Origin of the sequence: Imhoffiella purpurea, from assembly GCF_000585215.1 — a bacterium.
In the GTDB taxonomy this organism is placed as follows: Bacteria; Pseudomonadota; Gammaproteobacteria; order Chromatiales; family Chromatiaceae; genus Imhoffiella; species Imhoffiella purpurea.
In genome coordinates this window covers 1-23,469 of the sequence record NZ_AONC01000022.1, presented here as the reverse complement: position 1 = coordinate 23,469, position 23,469 = coordinate 1, and the positions used below count along the sequence as shown (strand labels likewise).

At 64.4% G+C, this 23,469-nt stretch carries 24 protein-coding genes and 1 pseudogene; 14 read left to right on the top strand and 11 right to left on the bottom strand.

Translation table 11 applies throughout. From position 1 onward, the window contains the following. Window positions 1–63: 63 nt before the first annotated feature. The 4 genes from lspA (at window position 64) to D779_RS07490 (ending at window position 2,916) form a co-directional block, all read left to right on the top strand. The gene (gene lspA, locus D779_RS07505) at window positions 64–573 is read left to right on the top strand and encodes a signal peptidase II (protein ID WP_043751925.1); all 510 of its coding nucleotides are present in this window, start codon (window positions 64–66) and stop codon (window positions 571–573) included. A 7-nt stretch (window positions 574–580) separates the two neighbouring features. Further along, entirely contained in the window at window positions 581–1,486 is a 906-nt protein-coding gene (gene rimK / locus D779_RS07500; RefSeq protein ID WP_043751922.1) for a 30S ribosomal protein S6--L-glutamate ligase, read from the top strand. Between the two features lie 17 nt (window positions 1,487–1,503). Then, entirely contained in the window at window positions 1,504–2,547 is a 1,044-nt protein-coding gene (locus tag D779_RS07495; RefSeq protein WP_043751919.1) for a succinylglutamate desuccinylase/aspartoacylase family protein, read from the top strand. A gap of 63 nt (window positions 2,548–2,610) precedes the next feature. Further along, window positions 2,611–2,916, top strand: a complete 306-nt coding sequence (locus D779_RS07490) for a hypothetical protein (RefSeq protein WP_232424114.1) — start codon at window positions 2,611–2,613, stop codon at window positions 2,914–2,916. 36 nt (window positions 2,917–2,952) lie between these two features. On the opposite strand, the gene D779_RS07485 is transcribed toward D779_RS07490, so the two are convergent. Next, window positions 2,953–3,672, bottom strand: coding sequence for a retropepsin-like aspartic protease family protein (locus tag D779_RS07485; RefSeq protein WP_232424113.1), 720 nt, complete (start codon window positions 3,670–3,672; stop codon window positions 2,953–2,955). Between the two features lie 241 nt (window positions 3,673–3,913). On the opposite strand from D779_RS07485, the gene D779_RS21015 reads away from it, so the two are divergent. Then, window positions 3,914–5,173 (top strand): ATP-binding protein, encoded by a 1,260-nt coding sequence (locus D779_RS21015; protein ID WP_052347935.1) that lies wholly within the window; start codon window positions 3,914–3,916, stop codon window positions 5,171–5,173. A gap of 76 nt (window positions 5,174–5,249) precedes the next feature. Further along, entirely contained in the window at window positions 5,250–5,543 is a 294-nt protein-coding gene (locus D779_RS07475; protein WP_043751912.1) for a hypothetical protein, read from the top strand. Here D779_RS07475 and D779_RS07470 read toward each other — a convergent pair. The 8 genes from D779_RS07470 to D779_RS07435 form a co-directional block, all read right to left on the bottom strand. Further along, window positions 5,498–6,316, bottom strand: coding sequence for a hypothetical protein (locus D779_RS07470; protein WP_157726343.1), 819 nt, complete (start codon window positions 6,314–6,316; stop codon window positions 5,498–5,500). The two genes, D779_RS07475 and D779_RS07470, sit on opposite strands and share 46 nt — an antisense overlap. A 2-nt stretch (window positions 6,317–6,318) precedes the next feature. After that, complete coding sequence (gene cobD, locus D779_RS07465) at window positions 6,319–7,290, bottom strand: threonine-phosphate decarboxylase CobD (protein ID WP_232424112.1); 972 nt, start codon at window positions 7,288–7,290, stop codon at window positions 6,319–6,321. A gap of 158 nt (window positions 7,291–7,448) precedes the next feature. Continuing rightward, window positions 7,449–8,558: an ABC transporter permease gene (locus tag D779_RS07460; protein WP_043751905.1), complete on the bottom strand. Its 1,110-nt coding sequence runs from the start codon at window positions 8,556–8,558 to the stop codon at window positions 7,449–7,451. Window positions 8,559–8,569: 11 nt separating this feature from the next. Next, window positions 8,570–9,697, bottom strand: coding sequence for an ABC transporter permease (locus tag D779_RS07455; protein WP_198295686.1), 1,128 nt, complete (start codon window positions 9,695–9,697; stop codon window positions 8,570–8,572). A 153-nt stretch (window positions 9,698–9,850) separates the two neighbouring features. Beyond that, a complete protein-coding gene (locus D779_RS07450) occupies window positions 9,851–11,143 on the bottom strand; it encodes a type II toxin-antitoxin system HipA family toxin (RefSeq protein WP_043751902.1) in 1,293 nt (430 codons plus the stop codon). Then, window positions 11,143–11,451: a helix-turn-helix domain-containing protein gene (locus D779_RS07445; RefSeq protein ID WP_232424111.1), complete on the bottom strand. Its 309-nt coding sequence runs from the start codon at window positions 11,449–11,451 to the stop codon at window positions 11,143–11,145. Before D779_RS07445 ends, D779_RS07450 begins: the two co-directional genes overlap by 1 nt. 93 nt (window positions 11,452–11,544) lie before the next feature. Further along, complete coding sequence (locus D779_RS07440; RefSeq protein ID WP_043751896.1) at window positions 11,545–13,263, bottom strand: ATP-binding cassette domain-containing protein; 1,719 nt, start codon at window positions 13,261–13,263, stop codon at window positions 11,545–11,547. A gap of 3 nt (window positions 13,264–13,266) precedes the next feature. Then, complete coding sequence (locus tag D779_RS07435) at window positions 13,267–14,313, bottom strand: efflux RND transporter periplasmic adaptor subunit (protein ID WP_043751893.1); 1,047 nt, start codon at window positions 14,311–14,313, stop codon at window positions 13,267–13,269. 358 nt (window positions 14,314–14,671) lie between these two features. Here D779_RS07435 and nhaD point away from each other — a divergent pair, with 358 nt between their 5' ends. The 5 genes and pseudogenes from nhaD (at window position 14,672) to D779_RS22825 (ending at window position 18,792) form a co-directional block, all read left to right on the top strand. Then, a complete protein-coding gene (nhaD, locus tag D779_RS07430; RefSeq protein WP_043751889.1) occupies window positions 14,672–16,078 on the top strand; it encodes a sodium:proton antiporter NhaD in 1,407 nt (468 codons plus the stop codon). Window positions 16,079–16,404: 326 nt separating this feature from the next. Continuing rightward, window positions 16,405–16,761, top strand: coding sequence for an IS66 family insertion sequence element accessory protein TnpA (tnpA, locus tag D779_RS07425; RefSeq protein WP_052347934.1), 357 nt, complete (start codon window positions 16,405–16,407; stop codon window positions 16,759–16,761). Further along, window positions 16,758–17,111, top strand: a complete 354-nt coding sequence (gene tnpB / locus D779_RS07420; RefSeq protein ID WP_043751884.1) for an IS66 family insertion sequence element accessory protein TnpB — start codon at window positions 16,758–16,760, stop codon at window positions 17,109–17,111. The genes tnpA and tnpB overlap by 4 nt, the downstream gene beginning before the upstream one ends. Window positions 17,112–17,159: 48 nt before the next feature. After that, window positions 17,160–18,239, top strand: a pseudogene (tnpC, locus tag D779_RS07415) (IS66 family transposase); the annotation flags it as partial. A 31-nt stretch (window positions 18,240–18,270) separates the two neighbouring features. Next, window positions 18,271–18,792 carry an IS66 family transposase gene (locus tag D779_RS22825; protein WP_408606002.1) on the top strand — a complete coding sequence of 174 codons (522 nt, stop codon included), beginning with the start codon at window positions 18,271–18,273 and terminating at the stop codon, window positions 18,790–18,792. Between the two features lie 23 nt (window positions 18,793–18,815). Here D779_RS22825 and D779_RS21010 read toward each other — a convergent pair whose 3' ends face one another. Then, window positions 18,816–19,685: a class I SAM-dependent methyltransferase gene (locus D779_RS21010; protein WP_081763391.1), complete on the bottom strand. Its 870-nt coding sequence runs from the start codon at window positions 19,683–19,685 to the stop codon at window positions 18,816–18,818. Between the two features lie 153 nt (window positions 19,686–19,838). Here D779_RS21010 and D779_RS07405 point away from each other — a divergent pair, with 153 nt between their 5' ends. Further along, window positions 19,839–20,381 (top strand): thermonuclease family protein, encoded by a 543-nt coding sequence (locus D779_RS07405; RefSeq protein ID WP_232424110.1) that lies wholly within the window; start codon window positions 19,839–19,841, stop codon window positions 20,379–20,381. 65 nt (window positions 20,382–20,446) lie between these two features. On the opposite strand, the gene D779_RS07400 is transcribed toward D779_RS07405, so the two are convergent. After that, window positions 20,447–21,010, bottom strand: a complete 564-nt coding sequence (locus tag D779_RS07400; RefSeq protein ID WP_043752004.1) for an L-threonylcarbamoyladenylate synthase — start codon at window positions 21,008–21,010, stop codon at window positions 20,447–20,449. Between the two features lie 200 nt (window positions 21,011–21,210). Here D779_RS07400 and D779_RS07395 point away from each other — a divergent pair, with 200 nt between their 5' ends. Together D779_RS07395 and D779_RS07390 are read left to right on the top strand one after the other, a co-directional pair. Then, window positions 21,211–22,707, top strand: a complete 1,497-nt coding sequence (locus D779_RS07395; RefSeq protein ID WP_043751880.1) for an HDOD domain-containing protein — start codon at window positions 21,211–21,213, stop codon at window positions 22,705–22,707. Between the two features lie 37 nt (window positions 22,708–22,744). Continuing rightward, a complete protein-coding gene (locus tag D779_RS07390) occupies window positions 22,745–23,281 on the top strand; it encodes an N-acetylmuramoyl-L-alanine amidase (RefSeq protein ID WP_232424109.1) in 537 nt (178 codons plus the stop codon). Window positions 23,282–23,469: the final 188 nt, after the last annotated feature.

Here is a 23,469-nt window from a genome sequence, read left to right as displayed (position 1 = left end):
CGAGCGGAGAGTCTCCGCTCGCGCACAATCCCGGACAGGATCCTGACCATAAGGGGCCCATTCTTGAAACACTGGCTCTGGCTATCGCTCTTCATCCTGGTGCTCGACCAGGCGACCAAGTGGTCCGTACTGGCGCTGATGCAGCCCTTCCAGCCCCTCGAGCTGCTGCCGAACCTCAATCTCACCCTCATGTTCAACGAGGGCGCGGCCTTCAGCTTCCTGGCAACGGCGGGCGGCTGGCAACGCTGGCTGTTCGCCATGCTGGCGCTGGTGGTGAGCCTCGTCCTGGTCGTCTGGCTGCTGCGACTCAAGCCGCACGAGAGGCTCCAGGCGGCGGGTCTCGCCCTGCTGATCGGGGGGGCGGTCGGCAACCTGATCGACCGCGTGCTGCTCGGGCATGTCGTCGACTTCATCCAGGTCTACATCCCGATCATCCCGCTCGCCATCTTCAATCCGTGGCCGGCCTTCAATGTCGCCGACAGTGCCATCACGCTCGGCGTCGTCACGCTCTTCTGGACCATGCTGGTCGAGGATCTGCGCAAGGGCCGTTCCTCCCGCAACGCGGCACCCTGACCCGCCTATGAAAATCGCCATCCTCTCGCGCAATCCATCCCTCTACTCGACGCGCCGTCTGGTCGAGGCCGCACGTGCGCGCGGACACGAGACCAAGGTCGTCGACGTGCTGCGCTGCTATATGAACATCACCTCGCACGCCCCATCGATCCATTACAAGGGCGAGGAGCTCAACGACTTCGATGCCGTGATCCCGCGCATCGGCGCCTCGGTGACCTTCTACGGGACGGCCGTGCTGCGCCAGTTCGAGATGATGGGCGTCTATCCGCTCAACGAATCGGTCGCCATCACCCGCGCGCGCGACAAGCTGCGCTCGCTGCAGCTGCTGGCGCGCAAGGGGATCGGGCTGCCCATTACCGGATTCGCGCACGCGCCGGACGACGTGCAGGACCTGATCAAGATGGTCGGAGGCGCCCCTCTGGTGATCAAGCTGCTCGAGGGCACGCAGGGCATCGGCGTGGTCCTGGCGGAGACCCAGAAGGCCGCCGAGAGCGTCGTCGAGGCATTCATGGGCCTCAAGGTCAACATCCTGGTCCAGGAATACATCAAGGAGGCCAAGGGCGCGGACATCCGCTGTCTGGTCATCGGCGACAAGGTGGTGGCCGCCATGAAGCGCCAGGCCAAGGAGGGCGAGTTCCGCTCCAATCTGCACCGCGGCGGCACCGCCTCGCTCATCCGCATCACCCCGGAGGAGCGCTCCACCGCGACCCGTGCCGCCAAGATCATGGGGCTCAACGTCGCCGGCGTGGACATCCTGCGCTCCAACCACGGACCGGTCGTCATGGAGGTCAACTCCTCGCCGGGCCTCGAAGGCATCGAGGCCGCGACCGGCAAGGACGTCGCCGGTATGACGATCGAGTTCATCGAGAAGAACGCCGCGATCGGCAAGACCCGGACCCGAGGTCAGGGCTGAGGAGCGGCAGCGGCATCATGGAGCCAGATCCACTCGTCATCGCCGGGGTCGACGTCCTTCCCGGCGAGCGCACGCGCATCGACATCCCATTGCCGAACCTCTATACCCAGACACCGGTACTCATGCCGGTGCATGTGGTCCGGGGACGCCGGCCGGGACCCCGCCTGTTCGTCACCGCCTGCGTCCACGGCGACGAGATCAACGGCGTGGAGATCATCCGCCGGCTGCTGAGCCACAAGGCGCTCAAGGGCCTCAGGGGGAGCCTGCTGGCGGTTCCTGTGGTCAACGTCTACGGCTTCATCCGTCAATCGCGCTATCTGCCCGACCGGCGCGACCTGAACCGCTGCTTTCCGGGGTCGGACACGGGCTCGCTCGCGGCACGCCTGGCCGCCACGCTCATCGACGAGGTGGTCGCCGGCTCGACGCACGGCATCGACCTGCACACGGGCGCCCTGCACCGCGAGAATCTGCCGCAGATCCGTGTCGGCATCGGTAGCGATCCGGCGTTGTCAGAGCTCGCCCAAGCCTTCGGCACGCCGGTCATCCTCGACGTCGAGGGACGGTCCGGATCGCTGCGCGAGGCCGCCGCCGCGCGCGGCATTCCCCTGCTGCTCTTCGAGGGCGGCGAATCGCTGCGCTTCGACGAGTTCGCCGTGCGCGCCGGCCTGCGCGGCATTCTCGGCGTGATGCGCCACCTGGGGATGGTTCGAGGAGGCTCCGGACGCCAGGCGGCGGGACACAAGACGGTCATCGCCCGCTCCAGCCTCTGGACGCGCGCCGATCGGAGCGGGGTGCTGCTATCCTTGACACCGCTCGGCGCCTGCGTCAAGAAGGGCGATACACTTGGTATAATCACAGACCCGTTCCGACCCGCCGACGAGCCGGTGCTGGCACCCTGCAGCGGAATCGTGATCGGGCGAACCAATCTGCCGCTCATCACCGAGGGCGAGGGTCTCTACCATATCGCCCGGTTCGGCGATCTGGAGGCGACGGCCGAGCAGCTCGAACAGTATCGCCACGCGCTGGATCCGGAGGAGGACGAACGACAACTGGCCATCTAGCGCACCTTGACCGAACCATATGAGCATGCCGCCCCACCCCGATCACGCCCCTCAGGTTCCCCCATGCCCTCGGAGCACACCATGGCCAACGGCTTCGTACTCGTTCTACTGAGGGAGATCCGCGAAAGCATCCAGAAGCTGCGCCAGGAATGCGGCGACCGCCTGGACCAGAGCAGCGAGCGTCTGGAACGCGCCACCGACAGCCTGGGAAGGGTGGAGAACGATCTCAACGAACAGCGCAAGTTCACGCGCCAGATCGCCCTGAACCAGTCCAAGCACGAAGAGCTGCATACCGGCAACATGGAGCAGATCCAGCACGAGCTCCGCGAGCTCCGGGAAGAGATCCGCCAGCTCAGACAGGGGCGCTGACGAGGCCGCACCGGCGGAGGCGATCCGGACGCACACTCATTTGAACGCCAGGGTCAGCTGACTCTTCTCGTCGTCGATGGTCATGCGGAAACGTCCGAGCAGACTCATGCCGAGCAGCGCGTTTCCACCGAGGCTCTGATCGTCGATGAACGCGACATCCACGTCCTCGACCCGAGTCTCGTTCAGCCAGACGGCCGACAGCTTGCCGATATGCGCCTCGACCGGGCCATTGGCCGTCTGGACCGGCTGAGTACGCAGCTGATTGCCGCTGAAACCGAGCGTCGACATGAGCGACACCGGCAGCACCACCTGATCCGCTCCCGTATCGATGAGCAATGGCTCCTGGGTCTTCTGTCCCCCGGCTCCCTCCAGGGTCAGGGTCACCAGATGCGAGGCACCCTTGCGGCTGGTCGCGAGCACGATCTCCTCGCCATCCGAAGCCGAACCCGTATCGTCGCCAGCCGACCCGTCTCCATCGGACCCGGTCACGACAGCCGGTGGCACATAGGCAACCTTCTCACCCAGAATGATGACGCGCTCGATACCGCCACCCGGATTCTGAATGATGATATGGTCGAATTCCTCGAGCAGCGAATCGACCCGCGTCACCAGATCCTCGCCGCTCGCGTGTCCCCGCGCGTCCTGAGTCTGCTCGATACCCCGAACGACGAACCCATGCTGGGACATGAGACGCTCCAGCTCGGAGGACACCTCGACCTGCCCGGACCGATGCACCTCCTGCGCGGAACAGACCATTACCCAAGCGATGAGGGAGGGTGCCAACCACAACCGATGGACCATGGACGTCATCGTGCCCGAACCCCGAAAAATCGAAAGAAAACGTGGACGAGAAGCCTAACAGCCGCCGCATCCGGCAACCAGCCGTGCGCCTCCTGCAAGGCCGCCATGGGCTCGATATTACAATAGGCTGCAAAATGGCAGGAATGATAGAAATACCTGCCTCCAGATGCCGAATCCCGACGAAAGACCAAGCCCCATGCCGACATCCATCCTCCCGCTGCTGCGAAAACAGCCCACCTGCCCCACCCATGGCTGCGATCTGGTGTTGTCGAATCACGGCACCAAGCCCAATCCCTACCACCACCTGATCGAGGTGGTGAATACGCCCCTGCTCTACTGCCCTCGGTGCCTGGAGAACGGCAAGCACACCTCGGTCGAGGTCGAACCGGCCGCCTCGATGGCCTTTCTCAAGAAACTGGTTCGCCTGCTGGACAAGAGCCAATTCCCCGGCCTCCTCTCCAAGCCCAAGATCCGGGTCGACTTCAATCCGACCAAGAGCATCATCGATCTGGTGCCGGGAGGCGGGTTCGAACGCCCTGACGAGGAGGAGATCCAGCAGGAGCAAGCCGCACCGTCATCGGCCCCAACCGCTCCCGACCAAGACCCGGAGCGTCTGGCCGGTATCGACCCGGTGGAACCCCGCCACAGCCTCGACCAGCTCATCCTGGACCCAGAAACCCTGCAGCAGATCCGCGAGGCGACCAACGTCATGCTCTCGCGCGACCTGCTCTACGAGACCTGGAATCTCGCCTCGGTGGCGCGAACGGGGCGCCGCGTCGCGCTCAACTTCTACGGACCGCCGGGCACGGGCAAGACCCTGGCCGCGGATGCCGTCGCCGACATGCTGGACAAGCGGATCCTCAAGATCAGCTATGCCGAGCTGGAATCGAAATACGTCGGCGAGACGCCCAAGAACATCAAGGCCGCCTTCGCCAAGGCACGCGAAACGGACGCCCTGCTGTTCTTCGACGAGGCCGATTCGATCCTCGGCAAACGTCTCGTCGACGTTTCCCAGTCGGCCGACAACAGCATCAACGTCGCCCGCAGCACCACATTGATCGAGCTCGACAATTTCGAGGGCGCGGTCATCTTCGCCTCCAATCTGGTGAGCAACTACGACACCGCCTTCCTGCGCAGGATGCTCGCCCATGTCGAGTTCAGGCTGCCCGACTGCGAGCGGCGCGCACGCATCTGGCGCAGCCATATTCCGGCCGAGCTGCCGCTTGCCGAAGACGTGGATTTCGAGACGCTCGCCCAGCACTCGGAGGGTGCCGCCGGCGGCGACATCCAGAACGCCGTCCTGCTCGCCGCCTCCTACGCCTCGATGCGCCCGCCGGAGACGCGCATCGTGCGTCTGGCCGACCTCGAGCGCGCGACCGGATTCATCCTCGAAGGCAAACGCAAGATCCTCGAAGGGTCGCGTTCGCCCGGCATGGGGCCGAACGGGCGCACATGAGTGTTTTTCCGGATTTTTCAACCGTGGAAGCAGGCTAGGATGGGGCATCGAACGGGAAGAAAAGAGGGGTGCCATCATGGATAAAGAAGGCCACGAATGCGAGGTCGCGAACCTCGACGAGCGGCGTCTGCAGCGACTCGAACAGGCGATCGCGGTGACCCGAACCAAACTCGATGTCGTGGGGATTCGTCTCGAATGGCTCGGGCGCAAGCTTCTGAGCACCGAGCTCGAGCGTGCCGAGCTACGCCGCACGCTCGCCGAGCGCGTGTGGGAACTCAATCTCCTGCGTCACCGCCTCAAGCTCGACCGCAGGAACCCGAACGATCAACCAGCCGCCGCGAGCGCCTGCAAGTCCTCGGTAACCGATTGAGCGCCGATGCAGTACGGCGGACGGGTGGACTGACGCGAGCGTAGCGCACGCATGCCCCGCTCATCGGGAACGGACATCAGCCATCCCAGGACGCCTGGATGCAGCCGCCCGACCGCCGAGATGGCCGCCTCCCCGCTCCTTCCGAAACAGAACATGGGCAGACCGATCTGACCAGCGGAGATGGCCGCCCCGACCAGCGCGATGATCTCTGGATCGGCCAGGAGCGCGAGCGTGCGGTATGGATCGCCTCCCATCGCCCGAGGGGGCGAAGCGGCATCGCCGGTTTCGCGCGACCAGGCAAGGCCGACGAAGAAAGGTGTGCCGGCGAGCTTGGCGCGCTCGACGGCATGCCGGCCGCGGCTCAAGGCGACGTCCAGGGCATGCTTGCTTAGGAGCCGTTGCCGAGTCGCGAGGTATTCGTCGCCTGGCGCCGCATCGCTCGGCGCCAGCCCCAGGCATCCGACAGGACTCGGATCGGAGAGCTCGATCTCCCAAGCACCGAGCCCCCGCCCGGGCTCACTCCCGTCCAGCACACCCATGGATTTCAGCGCAGCGTCGATTCCCAGCCGATCGAGCTGACCGCGCACCGAACCCGGATCCCGCCCCTCGACGAAGCAGGTCAACCGCGGCGGGATATGCGGATCCACCGCCAGACCCCGGAGCGCAGTACCCTGCGGCGCGGCAGGAACCTCCAGCCATTCGGGCCGTTGCGACCACAAATGGCCGGCGGGCGGCATCTCAGCAGGAAACTCGAACCCGGGGCACTCCGACATGCTCAGAGGCTCGAATCCAAGGCCCCGGCCAGACGCTGCCATTCCGACACGTCTCCGGGCAGACCGAACCTCAGACTCTGGGGCGCATCGAAACGGCGCACCAGGATCGCCCGACACGCCAGTGCATCCTGAATCCTGACGGCCTCCTGAGTCCGAACCCATTGGAAGAGCGCGGTACCTCCGGCCGGCGTCAGGCCATGCCGGTCGAGGAGATCGGCGAGACGCGCCGCGCGCAACGGCAGGGATCGGCGCTCCCGCTCCTGCCAGCCGCGATCCGACAGGGCCAGACGGGCGACCTCGCGCGCCGGGCTCGCCAGAGTCCAAGGTCCGAGCAGGCGTCTCACGCGCTCGCGTAGCCGAGGCTCGGCGAAGAGAAACCCGACCCGAGCGCCGGCCAGGCCGAAGAACTTGCCGAGCGAGCGCAGCACCACCAATCCCTCCCGGCCGGCATACGGCAGCAGGCTCGCCCCTGGGGTCGCGTCCATGAAGGCCTCGTCGACCACCAGCCAGCCGCCGCGCTCGGCGAGACGCGCATGCCACGCGAGCAACCGCTCGATCGGCCAGCACCGACCGCTCGGGTTGTTGGGATTGATGACGACCAGAACATCCAGTCCGCCCGCCGAATCGTCCAGATGCGCCTCGATCGCCTCATCGTCCAGCTCGATCAGCGAGTGACCCGCGCGACGCCAGGCATGGGCGTGCTCGCGATAGCCGAGACGCTGGATCCCAACCCGAGCGGACTCGCGCAGCATGGGCAGCGCCTGGATGGCGGCCTGGGAACCGGCCAAGGGCAACGGGCTGGAGGCGCCGTAGTAATCGGCCGCGGCCGAGTCCAGACCGTCCTCGTCCTCGGGAAGGCGCCACCAGCAATGGGGCGACAGCCTAGGCACGGGCCAGGGGTCGGGATTGATGCCGGTCGAGAGGTCGAGCCAGTCCGAGACCGGAATCTGATAGCGCTCGGCGGCCTGACGCAAACGTCCGCCGTGCTCGGGTGGTGCCAGATCTAACAGTGGAAGATCTCCAGCGACTGAGAATGGAAGGGCCGCATCTCGCGGGACGCAGCCCTTCAATCTGCCACCCGAACGCGCGCTCCGCAAGTGATTGATGAGACCCCCGGGATCGACGGGGCCTCTCAAGCCATGCGGTGCCTGAACAGCCATCCTGCCGCGCCGAGGGTCGCCAGCGCGATCAGGGCCAGCGGCCACATCTGATCGAAGAGCAGGTCGAAGCCGCCCCCCTCGAGAAAGACCGAGCGCAGGATGACCAGGTAATAGCGCAGAGGATCGATCAGGGTCAGCATCTGCACCGCGGGCGGCATGTTGGCGATGGGCGTCGCGAACCCCGAGAGGATGACGGCCGGCACCAGGAAGAGGAAGGCCCCGAGCAGGGCCTGCTGCAGGGTCGCCGCGAGCGAGGAGATCATGAGCCCCACCCCGACGGCGGCGAAGACGAACAGCAGAATGCCGCTGTAGAGCACGCTGAGATCGCCGACCAGGGGCACCCCGAACCAGAGCACGGCGAGCGCCACCACCAGCGAGGCCTCCAGCACGCCGATGACCAGTCCGGGCATCGCCTTGCCGATCAGGATCTCGACCGGACGCAGGGGCGTCACCAGCAGTTGGTCGAAGGTGCCCTGCTCGCGCTCGCGCGCCACCGAGAGCGCCGTCACCATTATGGTCACCACCAGAGTCAGTAGCCCCACCAAACCCGAGACGAAGAACCAACGGCTCTCCAAATTGGGGTTGTACCAGGCCCGGGTGACCAGGGTCACCGGCATCCCCTGCCCACCATGCGCGGCTACCCAGTTTCGGTTGAAGTCGTTCAGAATCCTGCCGACGTAGTTCTGGACGATCTGGGCGCTGTTCGAGTTGCGCCCGTCGATGAGAACCTGCACCTGACCGGTGCGACCGGCGACCAGATCCGCCGTGAATCGGGGATCGATCTGGATCACGAAGAGGACGTCGCGCACATTGATGCGATCGGCGATCTGTCCCTGATGAACGACCGGCTGCGCCTGCTCGAAACTGGGGGCGCCCGAAAAGCGCGCCAGCAGATCGCGCGCGGCATAGCCGCCGTCGCGGTCGTAGACGGCATAGGGGATGTGATTCAAATCGAAGGAGGCCGCATAGCCGAACACCAGCAGCTGGATCAGGGGCGGTATCACGACCACGAAGCGGCTGCGCTTGTCCTTGAAGAGGGCCAGGAATTCCTTGATCGACAGTGCCAGGATGCGTGCGAACATCTCCGTGTCCCTCATTCGATCCGCTTGCGCAGACGCCGCCGGCTCAGCCCGAGGAAGAAGGCCGCCATCAGCACCAATGCCGCCGCATTGGGCAGGATCAGGCTCCAAACGTCCCCGGCGAGAAAGAGCGTCTGCAGGATGGCGACGAAATAGCGCGCCGCCACGACATGGGTCAGGACCTGGACCACGACCGGCATGCTACCGATGTCGAACAGGAAGCCGGACAGCAGAAAGGCCGGAAGAAAGGTAGCGAGGATGGCGATCATGCCGGCGACGAACTGATTGCGGGTAACGATGGAGATGAGCAGCCCCATGCCCAATGCGCTCAGCAGGAAGAGGGTCGAGCAGACCGCCAAGACCCAGAAGGAGCCGCGCATCGGCACCTCGAACAGGAACAGCGCCATGACCACCGAAAGCACCATGCCGCCCATTCCCAGCACGAAATAGGGCAGCAACTTGCCGATCAGGATCTCGCCGATGGTCACGGGCGTCACCATCAGCGCCTCCAGCGTGCCCCGCTCCCACTCGCGGGCGAGGACCAACGCGGTCAGCAGCGCGCCCACCAGCGTCATGTTCACCACCAGCAGCCCCGGGACCAGATAGTTGCGGCTCGCCAGCTCGGGATTGAACCAGATCCGCGTCTGCGCCTCGACCGGCACCGAGACCGGAATCTGGCGCGCCTCCAGCTCGCGCTGCAGCCAGATCGACCAGACGCCCTGCACATAGCCCTCGAGCAGACGCGCCGAATTGGCGTCGACCCCATTGACGATCACCTGGATGGGCGCGTCCCGGTCCCCCTTGAGCCGCTGAGCGAAATCGGCCGCCAGCACCAGGATGCCATCCACCCGGCGCTCGCGCAGCGCCGCCCTCCCCGCCTGCAGCGAGCGATAGATCCTCGGCTCGAAATAGACCGACTGCCGGAAGGCCGCGACGAAGGACGCCGTCTCGGCCCCAGGTTGCTCGACCACGATCCCGATCGGAACGTGCTTGGAATCGAGCGACACCCCGTAGCCGAACAGCAGCAGCAACACCACTGGCAGCACGAAGGCAATGGCAATGCTGGACGGATCGCGCAGGATCTGCAGCGATTCCTTGCGCAGCAGGCCGAGCAGACGGCGGTTGATCATGGATCCAGTCATGGTTAATCCCTCAAGCATGCGTCCATCGAAAGGCATGTTCCACCCGAACGGAGAAAACCTATCTGCCAATTCAGATATCTGCTGCAGCAGATCAGATCATCGGATGCCATCGTGTCGAGCAAGACGGCATCGCTGATATAGCGCCGCCACCCTCTACCGTCCAAGCAGCGCGGCAGCCACATCCATCTGTTCATGCTCGAAGGCCGGCGCGAAGTCGTCCAGTTCGGCCGATCGCAAGCCCACCTCCGGACCGGCCGCGACCTGCCGCCATTTGGACACCGCAGCATGCACCTCTCCCAGAACAGCCAGAGACTGCTCCTCGTCCAGCGCGAAATAGGCCGCACGGTCCAGCAACATTCCGACGTCGGTGATCGGCCCGTCCAGCTCGGACAGCCAGGTCTTGGATTCCCGATCCTTGTCCGGAAAGGGGTTGATGTCGAAAGCCGGCGCGAATCGCCAGAGTCCGTGCTCCACATGCAGGAAGCCATGGTTCTGCAGATGGTCGTCCACGTTGGTGATCAGTAGATTGAAAACCAGTCTACGCCAGAGCTGTCTTACATCTCGGGTGGGGGCATGACCATGGGAACGGATGGCATCGACGATATCCGTATAGCTGCGTTCATCCTCGCGCGAGGCCTGCAGTAGGGATGCGGCCGATTGATAGGGGATGCGACCACCCTGCTCATCGCGATCGAAGCGGCGAATGACGGCCACTGGAACGTCCGCAAGCGTGACGATCCGAGCGGGCGCGGTATCGATGCCCGCCAAGGCCGCCAGCTTCAGTGCCAGAACCTCGCCGCGCGTGACGCTGCGAGCATCGCCGACGCTCGGAAACTTGCCGATAGCGAGCTGGCCATCCTCCTCCAGTACCGTGCACTTGGGCCGCATACCGCCGAGAGATGTCCCCCTCCCTTGCAGGTAACGCAGGTCCTCGGCCGTCTCCTGACCGCGCTCGACGGCACGACTGGCATGGTAGATGCGCTCCAACTCGATCAGCGGGGGGGTACTGCGCCGCCCCTCGGGAACCGTTCTTTGCCAGACCTCATCCGAATCGCGCAGACGCAGCGCACCGACGCGGCTGAAATCGTCGACCGCCAGCAAGTAGTCGAGCTCGGTAAGAGCCGGCAATTTCGGATCGGTCTTGCGGCGCTTGGCATGGTCGCGGGCGATGACGCGGCGTCCCCAGGCGTCCGGCGCGGTATCGGCGATCGCACCATGGAACAGGGAATCGCGAGACGAGGCGGCCTTGCGCGTCTGATGACCCGGCAACAGCTGAAGGTCGGCCGAGACGTTGAATCGAGCTGGGCTGGCCAACCAGGCATCGTCATAGACGAAGGCGCAGTGCTCGCGCCGGCCTTGACGGACATAGACGAGCGAACCGAGCGGCAGACCCGCCTTGCCGATACAGACCTGGACCTGCCGGCGGATCGATGCGACAGCGGCCATCACAAGGCCCCCGAGGGACCGCCTGGCTTGCCGCGCACGCGCTTGGGCAAGCGCTCGTCCATCAGCGTCAGACCGATTTCGTCATTCGGCGTATCCAGGAGATGCTCGAGCGCCTGGATCTCGCCGAATAGATGCAGCGCGCGGGCGAAGAAATGGATGGGCACGCGCCCATCGCCTTTCTCCATGCGGCGTACGGTGGACAGAGACGCCCCCATGCGCTCGGCCAGCGATGCCTGGGAGATGTGACGCCGACGTCGAGCCAGGGATATGTCGCTACCAAGCTTCTGGATGGCGCGCTCGACGGGCAAAGGAAGTGGGGTCTTGATCTTAAAATCTCCTTGAAGAGCGTTTAAGTATTTTAAGCACTCTTATAGGAGCTTTTATATAGGCAACAGCACGTTTCAATCTCCCTCGCGTCGCTGGATGAGCGCGATGAAGGCATCCTCCAGGTTTGGACTGGGACGGTCCGGGGTCGCGGCCTGGGACTTGATCTCGCTCGGGGTGCCGAGGGCGAGGATCTCGCCGGCGGACATGATGGCGAGCCGGTCGCAGTATTCGGCCTCCTCCATGAAGTGGGTCGTGACCAGGACGGTGACGCCGCTCTCGGCCAGGGCGTTGATGCGCGACCAGAACTCGCGCCTGGCCAGGGGGTCGACGCCCGAGGTGGGCTCGTCGAGGAAGAGGATGTCGGGCTCGTGCATCAGGGCCGCCGCCATGGCCAGGCGCTGCTTGTAGCCGAGCGGCAGGGAGCCGCTCTCGGCGTCGGCCAGATCGGTCAGCTCGAAGGCGTCGAGCGCCCACTGGACGCGGCCGCGCGCCCCAGCGCCGCGCAGCCCGTAGGCGCGGGCGAAGAAGTCGAGGTTCTGACGCGCCGAGAGGTTGGCGTAGAGCGAGAATTTCTGCGACATGTAGCCGATGCGTCCGCGCGCCTTGGCGGCCGCGCGGCGCAGATCGACCCCGGCGACCCGGACCCGGCCGCCGCTCGCCGGCAGCAGACCGCAGAGCATGCGGAAGGTGGTGGTCTTGCCCGCGCCGTTGGCCCCGAGCAGACCGAAGACCTCGCCCGGCCGGACCGAAAAGGAGGATCGCTTGACCGCGACGAAGTCGCCGAAGGTGCGGGTCAGCTCATGGACCTGGATCGCATCGCCCTCGATGCCGGATCGGGTTCGGATCTCGGGCAAGGCGACCGGGTCGCGCTGACGCGCCAGGAGCGCGATGAAGCCGTCCTCGAAGCGGGGATCGGCCGGCTCGCAGCGCACGGACTCGCCAAGATCGCCGGTCTCGAGCCCCGCCCCGGGCTCGGTGACCACGCGCACCGCATCGCCCTCCAGAACCGCATCCAGGACGCCCGGAAGCCGGGCGATCCGGGCCTGGAGCCGCCGGCGTGCGCTGGAGTCGCCTTGGACGCGATGGACACGCCCTTTGAGAGGATCGCTGAAGCGGCTCGGTGGCCCCTGGTCGACGACCCGTCCCTGATGGATGAGGACGACCTCGGCGCAGCGCTCGGCCTCGTCCAGATAGGCCGTCGAGAGCAGCACGCTCATGCCCTCCTCGTCCACCAGACGATAGACGATCTCCCAGAGTTCGCGGCGCGAGACCGGATCGACCCCGACCGTCGGCTCGTCGAGCAGGAGCAGCCGCGGCGGCCTGACCAGGGTGCAGGCGAGTCCGAGCTTCTGCTTCATGCCGCCCGAGAGCCGGCCGGCGAGACGGCGCTCGAAGGCGCCGAGCCCGGTCATCTCCATGAGACGCGCGTAGCGCGCCGGTCGCTCGGACAGGGGTACGCCCTGGAGATCGGCATAGAGATCCAGGTTCTCGCGCACACCCAAATCCTCGTAGAGGCCGAAACGCTGCGGCATATAGCCGATCGCCGACTGCACCGCCAGCGCCTCTCGGGTCGCGTCCAGACCCAGCACCTGGATGCAGCCCCGATCCGGGACCAGTAGCCCGGCCGCGAGCCGCATGAAAGTGGTCTTGCCGGCACCGTCCGGCCCGATGAGACCGATGACGGCACCCGGACGGATGCTCAGATCGATGCCGTCGAGCGCCGTGACCCGCCGTCCTCCGCCGACGAAGGTCTTGACCAGATCCCGGGCGCGCAGCGGCGAGTCCTCGTCCATGGCCTAGTCGTCAGCCTGGCCCTTGGAATCGTTCGGACCACAGCCCGGATCCGAGGGAGCCGGCTCGGTCAGATCGATCGTCACGGTCACCGGCATCCCCTGGCGCAGCTCGCCGGCCGGGTTGCAGACGTAGACCCGCGCCTGATAGACCAGATCGGCGCGCAGCTCGGTGGTCTGGACCGACTTGGGGGTGAACTCGGCGCTCGGGGAGATGTAGCCGATCCAGCCGTCGTAGTGCTTTCCGGGGAAGCTGTCGGTCGAGACCCTGGCCGGCTGACCCTGCCCGACCCGCCCCAGATCGGGCTCGGCCAGATAGACCCGCGCCCAGACCGGCTCGGTCAGGGCGATAGTGTAGAGCGGACGCTCGGGCGAGGCCATGTCGCCGGGCTCGAGGATGCGGTTCTGGACGATCCCGGACTCGGGCGCCTCCAGGACGGCATCGCCCAGATCGACTTCGGCCGCCGCCAGCTCGGACTCGAGCGCTACCAATCGCGCCCGCGCCGCCGCGATCTCCTCCACCCTGAATCCGGCCAGGGCCAGATCCAGCGCCGCCTTGGCCGCGCTGGCCCGGGCCTCGGACGCCTCGGCCTGGGCCTGGGCGTCCTCGTAGTCCTGGGGCGAGGTCAGCTTGCGCCCGGCCAGCTCCTTGGAGCGCTGGGCGCGCCGCTTGGCGTTGGCGGCCTCGACGCGGGCGGCCTCGAGATCGGCGCGCAGCTTCTCGATCTCCTCGGCGCGGGTCCCGGCGATCAGCTTGTCGAGCTCGGCGCGCTGGGCATCGAACTGGGCCTGCGCGGCATTGCGCGCCAGGATCAGACGCCGCTCGTCGAGCAGGGCCAGCATATCGCCCGCGGAGACGGTGGCCCCCTCGGCGACCGGCATGGAGGCGATGCGTCCGCTCACCTCGAAGGACAGATTGACCAGACGGACATCGATGTTGCCGTAGAGCGTCAGGACGCCGGAATCCTGCGAGCCGACACCCGAGTCGCGCAGCAGCAGATAGCCTCCGCCCCCTAGCAGCAGCAGAAGGATGGCGATGAGCAGCTTCTTCATGAAAGGACTCCCGAGGATCGGACCGAAGGTCTCAAGAAGAACGAGCGGTCACGAAAAGTTGAGACCTGCGGCAAAGGATTCGACCTTCACGACTTGGCGACGCCGCGCTCAGCAGGTATCTTGCTCCGCTGCTTCATCATCAGACACGGATTCGGACCGCGTCCAGCATGATATGCATTGTTTCGAATGTGATTTCGCGCCACGACCGAACTCGATTCGTTGACGATCACCATCGAACGGATCCCAAATTCGGATTGTCCCGGCCCAGGGATCGACGCCGGCCGTCAGGCGATGCCCCATTCGCAGCGACCCATTTCATGCTGGGTCCGGATCGCCATCCTACTCTAGAGGAAACCACATGCCCTCCGCACGAGCCCTTTTCGTCGGACTCCTGGCGCTCATGGCCCCATTCGGGGTCTTCGCGTCAGTAGCCTCCGAACCTCTCGATCTCAATCTGACGGCCCATTGGGTCGGATATACCGCACTCATCATCTTCGGTCTGGCCTATGCGCTGGTGATGGCCGAGGAATTCCTGCATCTGCGCAAATCCAAGCCGGTCATCATTGCCGCCGGCATCATCTGGTGTCTCATCGCCTACGTCTACGCCCTGCATGGCGAGCCTCACGTCGCCGGCGAAGCGGTCCGGCACAATCTGCTCGAATATGCCGAGCTGATGCTCTTCCTGCTGGTCGCCATGACCTACATCAACGCCCTGGAGGAGCGGCTCGTCTTCGACGCGCTGCGCGCCTGGCTCATCCGCAAGGGGTTCGGCTTCCGCTCGCTGTTCTGGATGACCGGCATCCTGGCCTTCTTCATCTCGCCGATCGCCGACAATCTCACCACCGCCTTGCTCATGTGCGCCGTGGTCATGGCCGTCGGCGGCGACAACAAGCGCTTCGTCACCCTCGCCTGCATCAACATCGTGGTCGCAGCCAACGCCGGCGGCGCCTTCAGCCCCTTCGGCGACATCACCACGCTGATGGTGTGGCAGAAGGGCATCATCGACTTCTTCGGCTTCTTCAAGCTGCTGATCCCCTCGGTCGTCAACTTCGTCGTCCCCGCGGCCATCATGTTCCTGGCGGTTCCCAACCTCAAGCCGGACGCGGCGGACGAAAACGTGCACATGCGCCGCGGCGCGCGCCGCATCATACTGCTGTTCCTGGCGACCATCACCACCGCGGTGTGCTTCCACAACTTCCTGCACCTGCCGCCCGTCATCGGCATGCTGACCGGCCTGGGATATCTGCAGTTCTTCGGCTACTACCTGCGCAAGACGCATGACGCCTGGCACCTGCGCAACCAGGACAAGGCGACCCTGGTCGGCGACATGACCCCCTTCGACGTCTTCAACAAGGTCGCCCGCGCCGAATGGGATACCTTGCTGTTCTTCTACGGCGTGGTGCTCTGCGTCGGCGGTCTCGGCCAGCTCGGCTATCTCGCCATGACCTCCGAAGTCATGTACGACCAATGGGGTCCGACGCTCGCCAACGTCGCGGTCGGCGTGCTCTCGGCCATCGTCGACAACATCCCGGTCATGTTCGCGGTGCTGACCATGAACCCGGACATGAACGAGACCCAGTGGCTGCTGGTCACTCTCACCGCGGGCGTCGGGGGCTCGCTGCTCTCGATCGGCTCGGCGGCCGGCGTGGCGCTCATGGGACAGGCACGAGGCACCTACACCTTCTTCGCCCATCTCAACTGGACCCCGGCGATCGCGCTCGGCTATCTGGCAAGCATCGCAGTCCATTTATGGATCAATACCTAGCCGGAAGGATTAGGACCAGGAGATTCGCATAGGTCCGCCATCACCCGAAAAAGCCCGGCGATTGCCGGGCTTTTTCGTTCCCTTGACGGACATGCAATGCTGCTACGCCAAGCCGAAGACCAACCCCTACAAGCTCACCGAAGGTCAACGGCCGAAAGGCTTGGCGCCAATGTTTCGGGGTGGAGCACAATGATCGATTTCGCTAGTTCATCGAATGAAGTGGGGGCGTAAGCATTCAACCGTAAGCGTCCGGCCAATTACATCTATCCCGCCCAGAATCGAGTCTGCAAGATGAAATTCCATTCCATCACGACAGGAGTTTCAGCATGGCAGATCGACGGCGCACACGCGAGCAGTGGCAATCCATTGTTGAAGGCTGGCCGAACAGTGGCCTGACACAGGCGCAGTATTGCGCCCAGCAGGGCATCTCGGTGACGAGCTTCCATCGGTGGCGCGAGCAAGTGCGTCAGCACGCGGATCCTGGTGATCAGGAAACACGCCAGGGCGAAGGTGGGTCGGTTCGCTGGGTGCCTGTCGAGCTGCACGAGGTTCCCGTGCCGGTGGCGGGTCCCGCATTGACCCTCGTTCTGGCCAATGGCTTGCGCCTGGAGGTCGGTGCCGACTTCGAACCCAGGACGCTGCGCCGGGTCTTGGCGGTGCTTCAGGAGCCCCTGGCGGCATGATCACGCTCGGGGCGCAAACCCAGGTCTATCTGGCCGCCGGGGCGACCGACATGCGCAAGCAGATCGACGGGCTGGCGGCGCTGGTGGTCGATGTGCTCGAGGCCGATCCGTTCTCGAGCCAGGTGTTCGTGTTCTGCAATCGCGCACGCGACAAGCTCAAGATCCTGGTGTGGCAGCATAACGGCTTCTGGCTGTGGTACCGGCGCCTCGAGCGTGAGCGCTTCTGGTGGCCGATGTCAGCGAGCGAAGGGCCGGTGAAGCTGTCGGCGCGCGAGTTTCAGTGGTTGCTCGATGGGCTGGATCCGACCCGGGTTCAGGCGCATCAACGCGCCGATTTCGATCTCATCTAGCGCTCATAAACCTGCGTTTTAACAGGGAAATCGGGTATAATACCGAGCATGTCCAGCACCGCTCAGTCCCTCCCCGACGCCCCCGCCGAACTGCGGGCGATCATCGCCCAGTTGACGGAACAATTGGCTGAGGCGGAGCGTGAGCGCGGGGCTCAGGCGCAGCGCATCGCGCAGTTGCTCGAGACCATCGAGCTGCTCAAGCGCAAGCGTTTCGGGCGCAGCGCCGATCAGGTTCCCGACAGCCAGCTGCGCCTGTTCGACGAAACCGAGCTCGAGGCACTCATCGGCGAACTCGAGGCCGAGCTGCCTGCGCCCGCCGCGCCGGACACCGCCAAGGATACGGAGGCACCGACCAAGCGCCAACCCGTGCGCCGTCCTCTGCCAAGCCATCTGCCCCGCGTCGAGCGCCTGCTCGACCTCGGCGAGGAGGAGAAGGCCGCGATGGGGGAGGACTGGAGCTTCATCGGCTACGACACCTCCGAGCAGTTGGCGATCGTTCCGCGCCAGACCTATGTCATCGTCTACAAGCGCGCCAAATACGTCGCGCGTACGGAGGACGTCCCGGGGGCCGAGGTCGGGGTCAAGATCGCCCCGCGTCCCGAACAGATCATCCCCAAGTCGGTCGCCCACGCCTCACTGCTGGCGGGGATCGTCACCGCCAAGTTCGTCGATGCCCTGCCACTGTACCGCCAAGAGAAGATCTTCGAGCGCGAGGGCATCGACCTGACCCGCCAGACCATGGCTGGGCTGCTGATCCAGCTCAACGCACCGCTCGCCCCCATCGCCGCCGCGCTCAAGGCCCAATTGCGCCAAGGCGCGGTGGTCCACGTCGACGAAACGCCCGTGCAGGTGCTTCGTGAGCCCGGGCGCGACAACACCCAAACCTCCTACATGTGGGTGTTCTGCGGCGGGCCGCCCGGACAGCCGGTGCGCTGGTTCGCGTATGCCGACAGCCGCGCCGCCTCCGTGCCCAAGGGCATCCTGCTCGAGGATCCAGCCCAGGCCGATGGGACGGATCCACCGCCAAGGTTCTATCTGCAATCCGATGGCTACAGTGCCTACGGCGTCGTGGCGAATGCCCCCGAGGTGATCGGCCATGCCGGCTGCTGGACCCATGTGCGGCGCAAATTCGTCGACGCCGCCAGTGGGCGCAACAGCGGTGCCGCCCAGCAGATGCTCTGCCTACATCGGCCAGCTCTATGCCGTCGAGAAACGCCTGCGCGAGGCCACGCCCGCCGAGCGCCAGACCGTGCGCCTGCAACACAGCCGCCCCATCCTCGACGCCATCAAGACCTGGCTCGACGCCACCGTCACCCGCACCCCGCCCAAGGGCCTGCTCGGCAAGGCCGTGCACTACGCGCTCGGTCAGTGGCCGATCCTCACGACCTTCCTCGAAGACGGTCGCCTCGAGATCGACAACAACACCGCCGAGAACGCCATCCGGCCCTTTGTCATCGGACGCAAGAACTGGCTGTTCGCCGGCAGTCCCAAGGGTGCCGAAACCAGCGCCTTGCTCTACAGCCTGATCGAGACGGCCAAGGCCAACGCCCTCGAGCCCTGGGCCTACCTCAACCACCTCTTCGAATACCTGCCTGCCGCCAAGACCCCAGAGGCCATCGCGGCACTGTTGCCGCACAATCTGACAATGGACGACATCAAGCCGCTTGGGGCAATCCTGTAATTCGCCAGACGCTTACTAAGCATTCAACCAGCGGGCTTCCTGCAACGAAACATCAAGGGCCACATCTGACCTTCGACACATGGATTGTTGGTCGAGAGAATTCCCTGCCATGGATCCCATAGGAGTCCAGATTCGACTGTTTCAAATCCAAGTTTCTCAAGCTCTTCAAGAAGAGGCCAGCCATGCTGCGTATAAACCAGACTACCCGATTGACTCATGGGATTCCCATGATAGGCCGGCTCTGATATATGTACGATCTCGCCATTTTCGACTTTCGCCCTGGTAATGCTTTCTTCCATGAAGAAGAAAGGACAAGTGAAAACAAGAGTCCCACCAGGCTTGATCACGCGATGGCATTCCCTGATCCCCTGGATCCAATCGGGAACATGCTCCAACACATCGGCATGAAAGATTACATCCAATGATTCATCCGGAAAGGAGATCGCCATCATGTCCTCGTGTCGCACGCGGAGCTTACGGTCGATCATTTTTTGCTCGATTATCGTCCCTGGGGTAATGTCAGGACCGACGTATTCGCAACCTTCCACGAACGGGTAGATTTTTTCCAGGGCCGAAAAAAAAGGCGTAACGCGTTCAAACAGCAGCACTTTCGGCTCAGAAAGCGATTCAATGACAGCTGCCAGCTCAATGTAGGCATGGCGCATGCGCCCATTGAGTCCACAACGCGGACAGATAAAGCTTTCTCGCAAATTTTTCCACTTTTCTCCAGGCGTTACAGTATTGCCGAACTTGACGATATCACCGCATGACGCACAGTATCCGGCAAGCTCTTCGACGCCGGACAGATATCGCTCGCTCATTTCTCGCTTGGCATTCAGCCTGGAGACACAACACTCGAGTTCGCTTCTGGAACCACACCATTTTGTAATCATCGAATGAATTCCCTCAATACGTTCGGCTCTTCTTTGTCCATTTCCGGACCTCGGAGAATGAGCTTAGGCGGCCATGACCGTCCATCAGGCTTCGCCTCTGGTCAGGCTACGACTCCAGGGCCATCCTCTACGATTTCGGGTTGACGCACAAACGTGGCAAATTCGCGCATCGTCGACCGGGTGAAAATCCGGGTACAAGACAGGTTCTCCGCCCTGGCGCCCTTTGCCGCCGTGCTGCTGCTGGCGGGCAGCGCGGCGGCGAACGCCGGAACCGCAGAACAGGGTCGAGACTGCCAGGTGCGGAAGATCCTGGACGGGGATTCGTTGATACTGGACTGCGCGGGCGACCGCTTGGAGGTTCGGTTGCGCTGTATCGACGCACCGGAAAAGGATCAGCGCCCCTGGTCCGACCGTTCGCGCGCCAACCTGCGCCGTATCACGCCCGCCAGGGTCGAGGTGATCCCCATCGAGCGGGACCGCTTCGGCCGCACCGTCGCCGATCTCTACGGCGCGGATTCGGAGCGGCGATTCATCAACCTGGAACAGGTCTCGAGCGGCAATGCCGCGGTCTACCGGCGCTACTGCAAGGACCCACGCTTCATGGAGACGGAGCGGGAGGCGCGCCGCTCGGGGAGAGGGATCTGGAGCGAACCGGGGGAGCACCAATCACCCTGGCGCTTCCGGCACCGTCATTGACCCCGAAGGCAGGCCATATCCGCACTCCGGATTCGGCCCGAGGCGGGATCGAGCCGATCCCTGGTTCAGGCCCTCAGAACGCCCCCTGTTCGGCCATCGAGAATCCGTGAGGGTCGGCTCGCGCCACGGCAAACACCGCTCAAGATATAGTCGGGACCATCCGGCAGACCCAGGCGCACATCGAGCGCGGTCCGCCCAGGACGCCGATCCGCCATATTGGCGCTGGTCGACACGATGGCCCCACCGTGAAGACGGCAGAGCGCAGCGGCGACCGGGTGAGCGGTCACGCGCACGGCGAGCGTATCGAAACGCCCCGTCAGCCATCTCGGCGTCGTGGATCGGGCGGGAAACAGCCAGGTCACGGGACCGGGCCAGGTGGCTTCGATCTCGGCCATGCGATCCTCGGGCAGCCTCTCGACGAAGGGATTCAGCTGAGCGGCGTCGGCGGCGATCAGAATCAGTCCCTTGGACACATCCCTCCGCTTGATCGCGAGCAGGCGCATCACCGCATCACCGTTCCAGGGATCGCAACCCAAACCATAGACCGCCTCCGTCGGATAGGCGATCACCCCGCCGGAGCGAATATGGTGACGTGCAAGACGCAATCGATGCAGTGGAACCGAAGACATGATGGACACTCGTGCGACACGGTCGGCGATGCGGATCCCAGGATCCGGGTCGTTACTATGGAGAATCATTGCGCATCTTTCCAGATTCGGGGATCCATCCGGATAGATCGAGCAGGCACGGACGGGGGATACTCGATCTACCTGGAAATACACCAAACGTTCCCCCATAGTTTTCGGCTGATTCAATAACGATCAGTAACTTGAGCACGCGACAGAAGCATCAGACCAAGCTCGAAGAATGGATGGAGCTCATCCGGCGGCAGAACATGCCGATCTTCGACAGCACGGCGCGGAGGATCATCGCGATTTCACGCGACGACACGGCCCCCATGTCGGACCTCGCGGGGATCATCCTGAACGATCCGTCGTTTACCGCGCGCGTGCTCAAGCTGGCCAATTCCATCTACTACAACCCGACGAGCACCGTGATCAGCACCATCACCAGGGCGGTGATCGTGCTTGGAATCAACGCGGTCAGCAATATCTGCGTCACCCTCGCACTGGTCGACGCCACCATGCAGGGTGCGGCCAAACAACGCTTCGGCCGCGAGCTGGGCCGATCCATGCATGCGGCCGTGCAGGCTCGTGCCCTGGCCATCGCACGCGGCGACAAATCACCCGAAGAGATCTTCATCGCCACCCTCCTCTACAATATCGGCGACTTGGCCTTCTGGTGCTTCGGTGGGGAGCTGGCCGAGCAGCTGGATCGGCTCGTCACATCGACCGGCATGGCGCCCGAGATGGCTCAGGAGCGCCTGCTGGGATTTCGTCTCAGCCAGCTGACCCGGCAACTCGTGAGCGAATGGCAGCTGACCGAGCTGCTCCAGGAGGCGATCAACAACCCCAAGAAGAAGACCGACCGCATCCTGACCCTGAACCTCGGTCAACAGATCGCACTCTGCGCCGAAGAGAAGGGCTGGACATCGAACGATATGGATCAGCTCGTCCGCAAGGCGTCGATCCTGGTGGAGCGCTCGCAGCACGAAACGCGCAACCTGTTTTTCGAAAAGGCCAGGGCGGCCTGCAGCATCGCCAACGACTATGGCGCCGAATTCGCGGCCACATTCATCCCACAGCCCCTGGAAAGCGAGGCGGAGCCGGAAACGCCTGAGATACCTCGGAGCACGACCCGCTCCGCCGCCACGCCGGCGTCCGATCAACCGGTGGCGGACCACATCACCCAAGTGAAGATCCTGCGCGAGCTGACCGGGCTCATCGCCGAGGAGCGCTGCGACTTCAACGTCGTCATGGAGCTGGTCCTGGAAGGCATCTATCGCGGCGTCGGGATGGACCGCGTTCTCTTCGCCCTGACGAGCCCGGACAAGCGCGTGATCAAGGCCAAATACGCACTCGGGGCGGACGAGGATCGGCTGATGAAGGGATTTCAGTTCGTCCGCAACCCCAAGGCACCGACCGTCCTCTTCCTCACCCTGGACCGCAAGCTGCCTCGAATGGTCAGCACGGCCGACCAAGAAACCGTCGAGGGGTCCATCCCGGAGAACCTGGCCCGGCTCACGGGCATCGTGCCTTTCATGATCGCACCCATCATCGTCAGCAATCAGTGCATCGGGCTCATCTACGCCGATCGCGGACCCAGCGGGCGCGCGCTCGATCCGACCAGCTTCCAGGATTTCAAGCACTTCGTCCATCAGGCCAACATGGGACTGACCCAGGCCCGCTCGCGCAAAGGGGGATGAAGGGATGCCCGGATCAGTACAGGGATCGTGGACAGGTTTGCCGACCTCGATCTGCATTCTGTTGCTGGCCATGGCCTCTACGGCCATGGCGCGCCCCATCGATCTCATCGTCATCCATGCGACCGGCGGTCCCGGATGCAGGGACGATCGTCTCTGGCATGCCCCGGGCGGAACGCTGGAATCGAACGTCCGGCACTTCGCCAACCACCCAGACATCAGCTATCACTATCTCATCGGCCGGGACGGGGAAACGGTCGCGGGCGTTGCAGAATCCGAGGTCGCCCATCACGTCCGAGGCCACAACCGGAACTCGATCGGAATCGAGCTGGTCAACGACGGCAACGGCAAAGACCCCTTCCCGCCCGCGCAGATCAATGCCTTGATGGGCCTGCTCGACCGTCTGCTGCTGCGCTACCGGCTGACGCCCGACCGGATCCGCGGCCATAGCGAACTCGACCGGAGCGCCTTCGAGTGCGGTGGAAAACGCTACAAGCGCAAGATCGACCCGGGCGGCGAATACCCGGGCTCGACGGGCAATTTCCCCTGGAAGCGGATTCGGGAATCGCTGCGCTGACCGGGACGGAAGGATCCGATCCGGATCAATCCGACTCGCTCTCCTGAGGCTCGGACTGCTCGAGCGGCTCGCGGTAGCCGCATTCCTTCTGCGGACACACCTTGGCGGCGCCCTTGGTCTTGGTGACCTTGAGGGTCAGGATCGGCCATCCGCATTTGGGGCAAGGCTCGGCGATCGGCTCCGCCCCC

What these genes read in the sequence shown, in the direction of transcription:
- rimK (WP_043751922.1), top strand. Translation starts at nt 581, where the DNA reads ATGAAAATCGCCATCCTCTCGCGCAATCCATCCCTCTACTCGACGCGC.
- D779_RS07495 (WP_043751919.1), top strand. Translation starts at nt 1,504, where the DNA reads ATGGAGCCAGATCCACTCGTCATCGCCGGGGTCGACGTCCTTCCCGGC.
- D779_RS07490 (WP_232424114.1), top strand. Translation starts at nt 2,611, where the DNA reads ATGCCCTCGGAGCACACCATGGCCAACGGCTTCGTACTCGTTCTACTG.
- D779_RS07485 (WP_232424113.1), bottom strand. Translation starts at nt 3,672, where the DNA reads ATGGTCTGTTCCGCGCAGGAGGTGCATCGGTCCGGGCAGGTCGAGGTG.
- D779_RS21015 (WP_052347935.1), top strand. Translation starts at nt 3,914, where the DNA reads ATGCCGACATCCATCCTCCCGCTGCTGCGAAAACAGCCCACCTGCCCC.
- D779_RS07475 (WP_043751912.1), top strand. Translation starts at nt 5,250, where the DNA reads ATGGATAAAGAAGGCCACGAATGCGAGGTCGCGAACCTCGACGAGCGG.
- D779_RS07470 (WP_157726343.1), bottom strand. Translation starts at nt 6,316, where the DNA reads ATGTCGGAGTGCCCCGGGTTCGAGTTTCCTGCTGAGATGCCGCCCGCC.
- D779_RS07460 (WP_043751905.1), bottom strand. Translation starts at nt 8,558, where the DNA reads ATGTTCGCACGCATCCTGGCACTGTCGATCAAGGAATTCCTGGCCCTC.
- D779_RS07455 (WP_198295686.1), bottom strand. Translation starts at nt 9,697, where the DNA reads ATGACTGGATCCATGATCAACCGCCGTCTGCTCGGCCTGCTGCGCAAG.
- D779_RS07450 (WP_043751902.1), bottom strand. Translation starts at nt 11,143, where the DNA reads ATGGCCGCTGTCGCATCGATCCGCCGGCAGGTCCAGGTCTGTATCGGC.
- D779_RS07440 (WP_043751896.1), bottom strand. Translation starts at nt 13,263, where the DNA reads ATGGACGAGGACTCGCCGCTGCGCGCCCGGGATCTGGTCAAGACCTTC.
- D779_RS07435 (WP_043751893.1), bottom strand. Translation starts at nt 14,313, where the DNA reads ATGAAGAAGCTGCTCATCGCCATCCTTCTGCTGCTGCTAGGGGGCGGA.
- nhaD (WP_043751889.1), top strand. Translation starts at nt 14,672, where the DNA reads ATGCCCTCCGCACGAGCCCTTTTCGTCGGACTCCTGGCGCTCATGGCC.
- tnpA (WP_052347934.1), top strand. Translation starts at nt 16,405, where the DNA reads ATGGCAGATCGACGGCGCACACGCGAGCAGTGGCAATCCATTGTTGAA.
- tnpB (WP_043751884.1), top strand. Translation starts at nt 16,758, where the DNA reads ATGATCACGCTCGGGGCGCAAACCCAGGTCTATCTGGCCGCCGGGGCG.
- D779_RS21010 (WP_081763391.1), bottom strand. Translation starts at nt 19,685, where the DNA reads ATGATTACAAAATGGTGTGGTTCCAGAAGCGAACTCGAGTGTTGTGTC.
- D779_RS07400 (WP_043752004.1), bottom strand. Translation starts at nt 21,010, where the DNA reads ATGTCTTCGGTTCCACTGCATCGATTGCGTCTTGCACGTCACCATATT.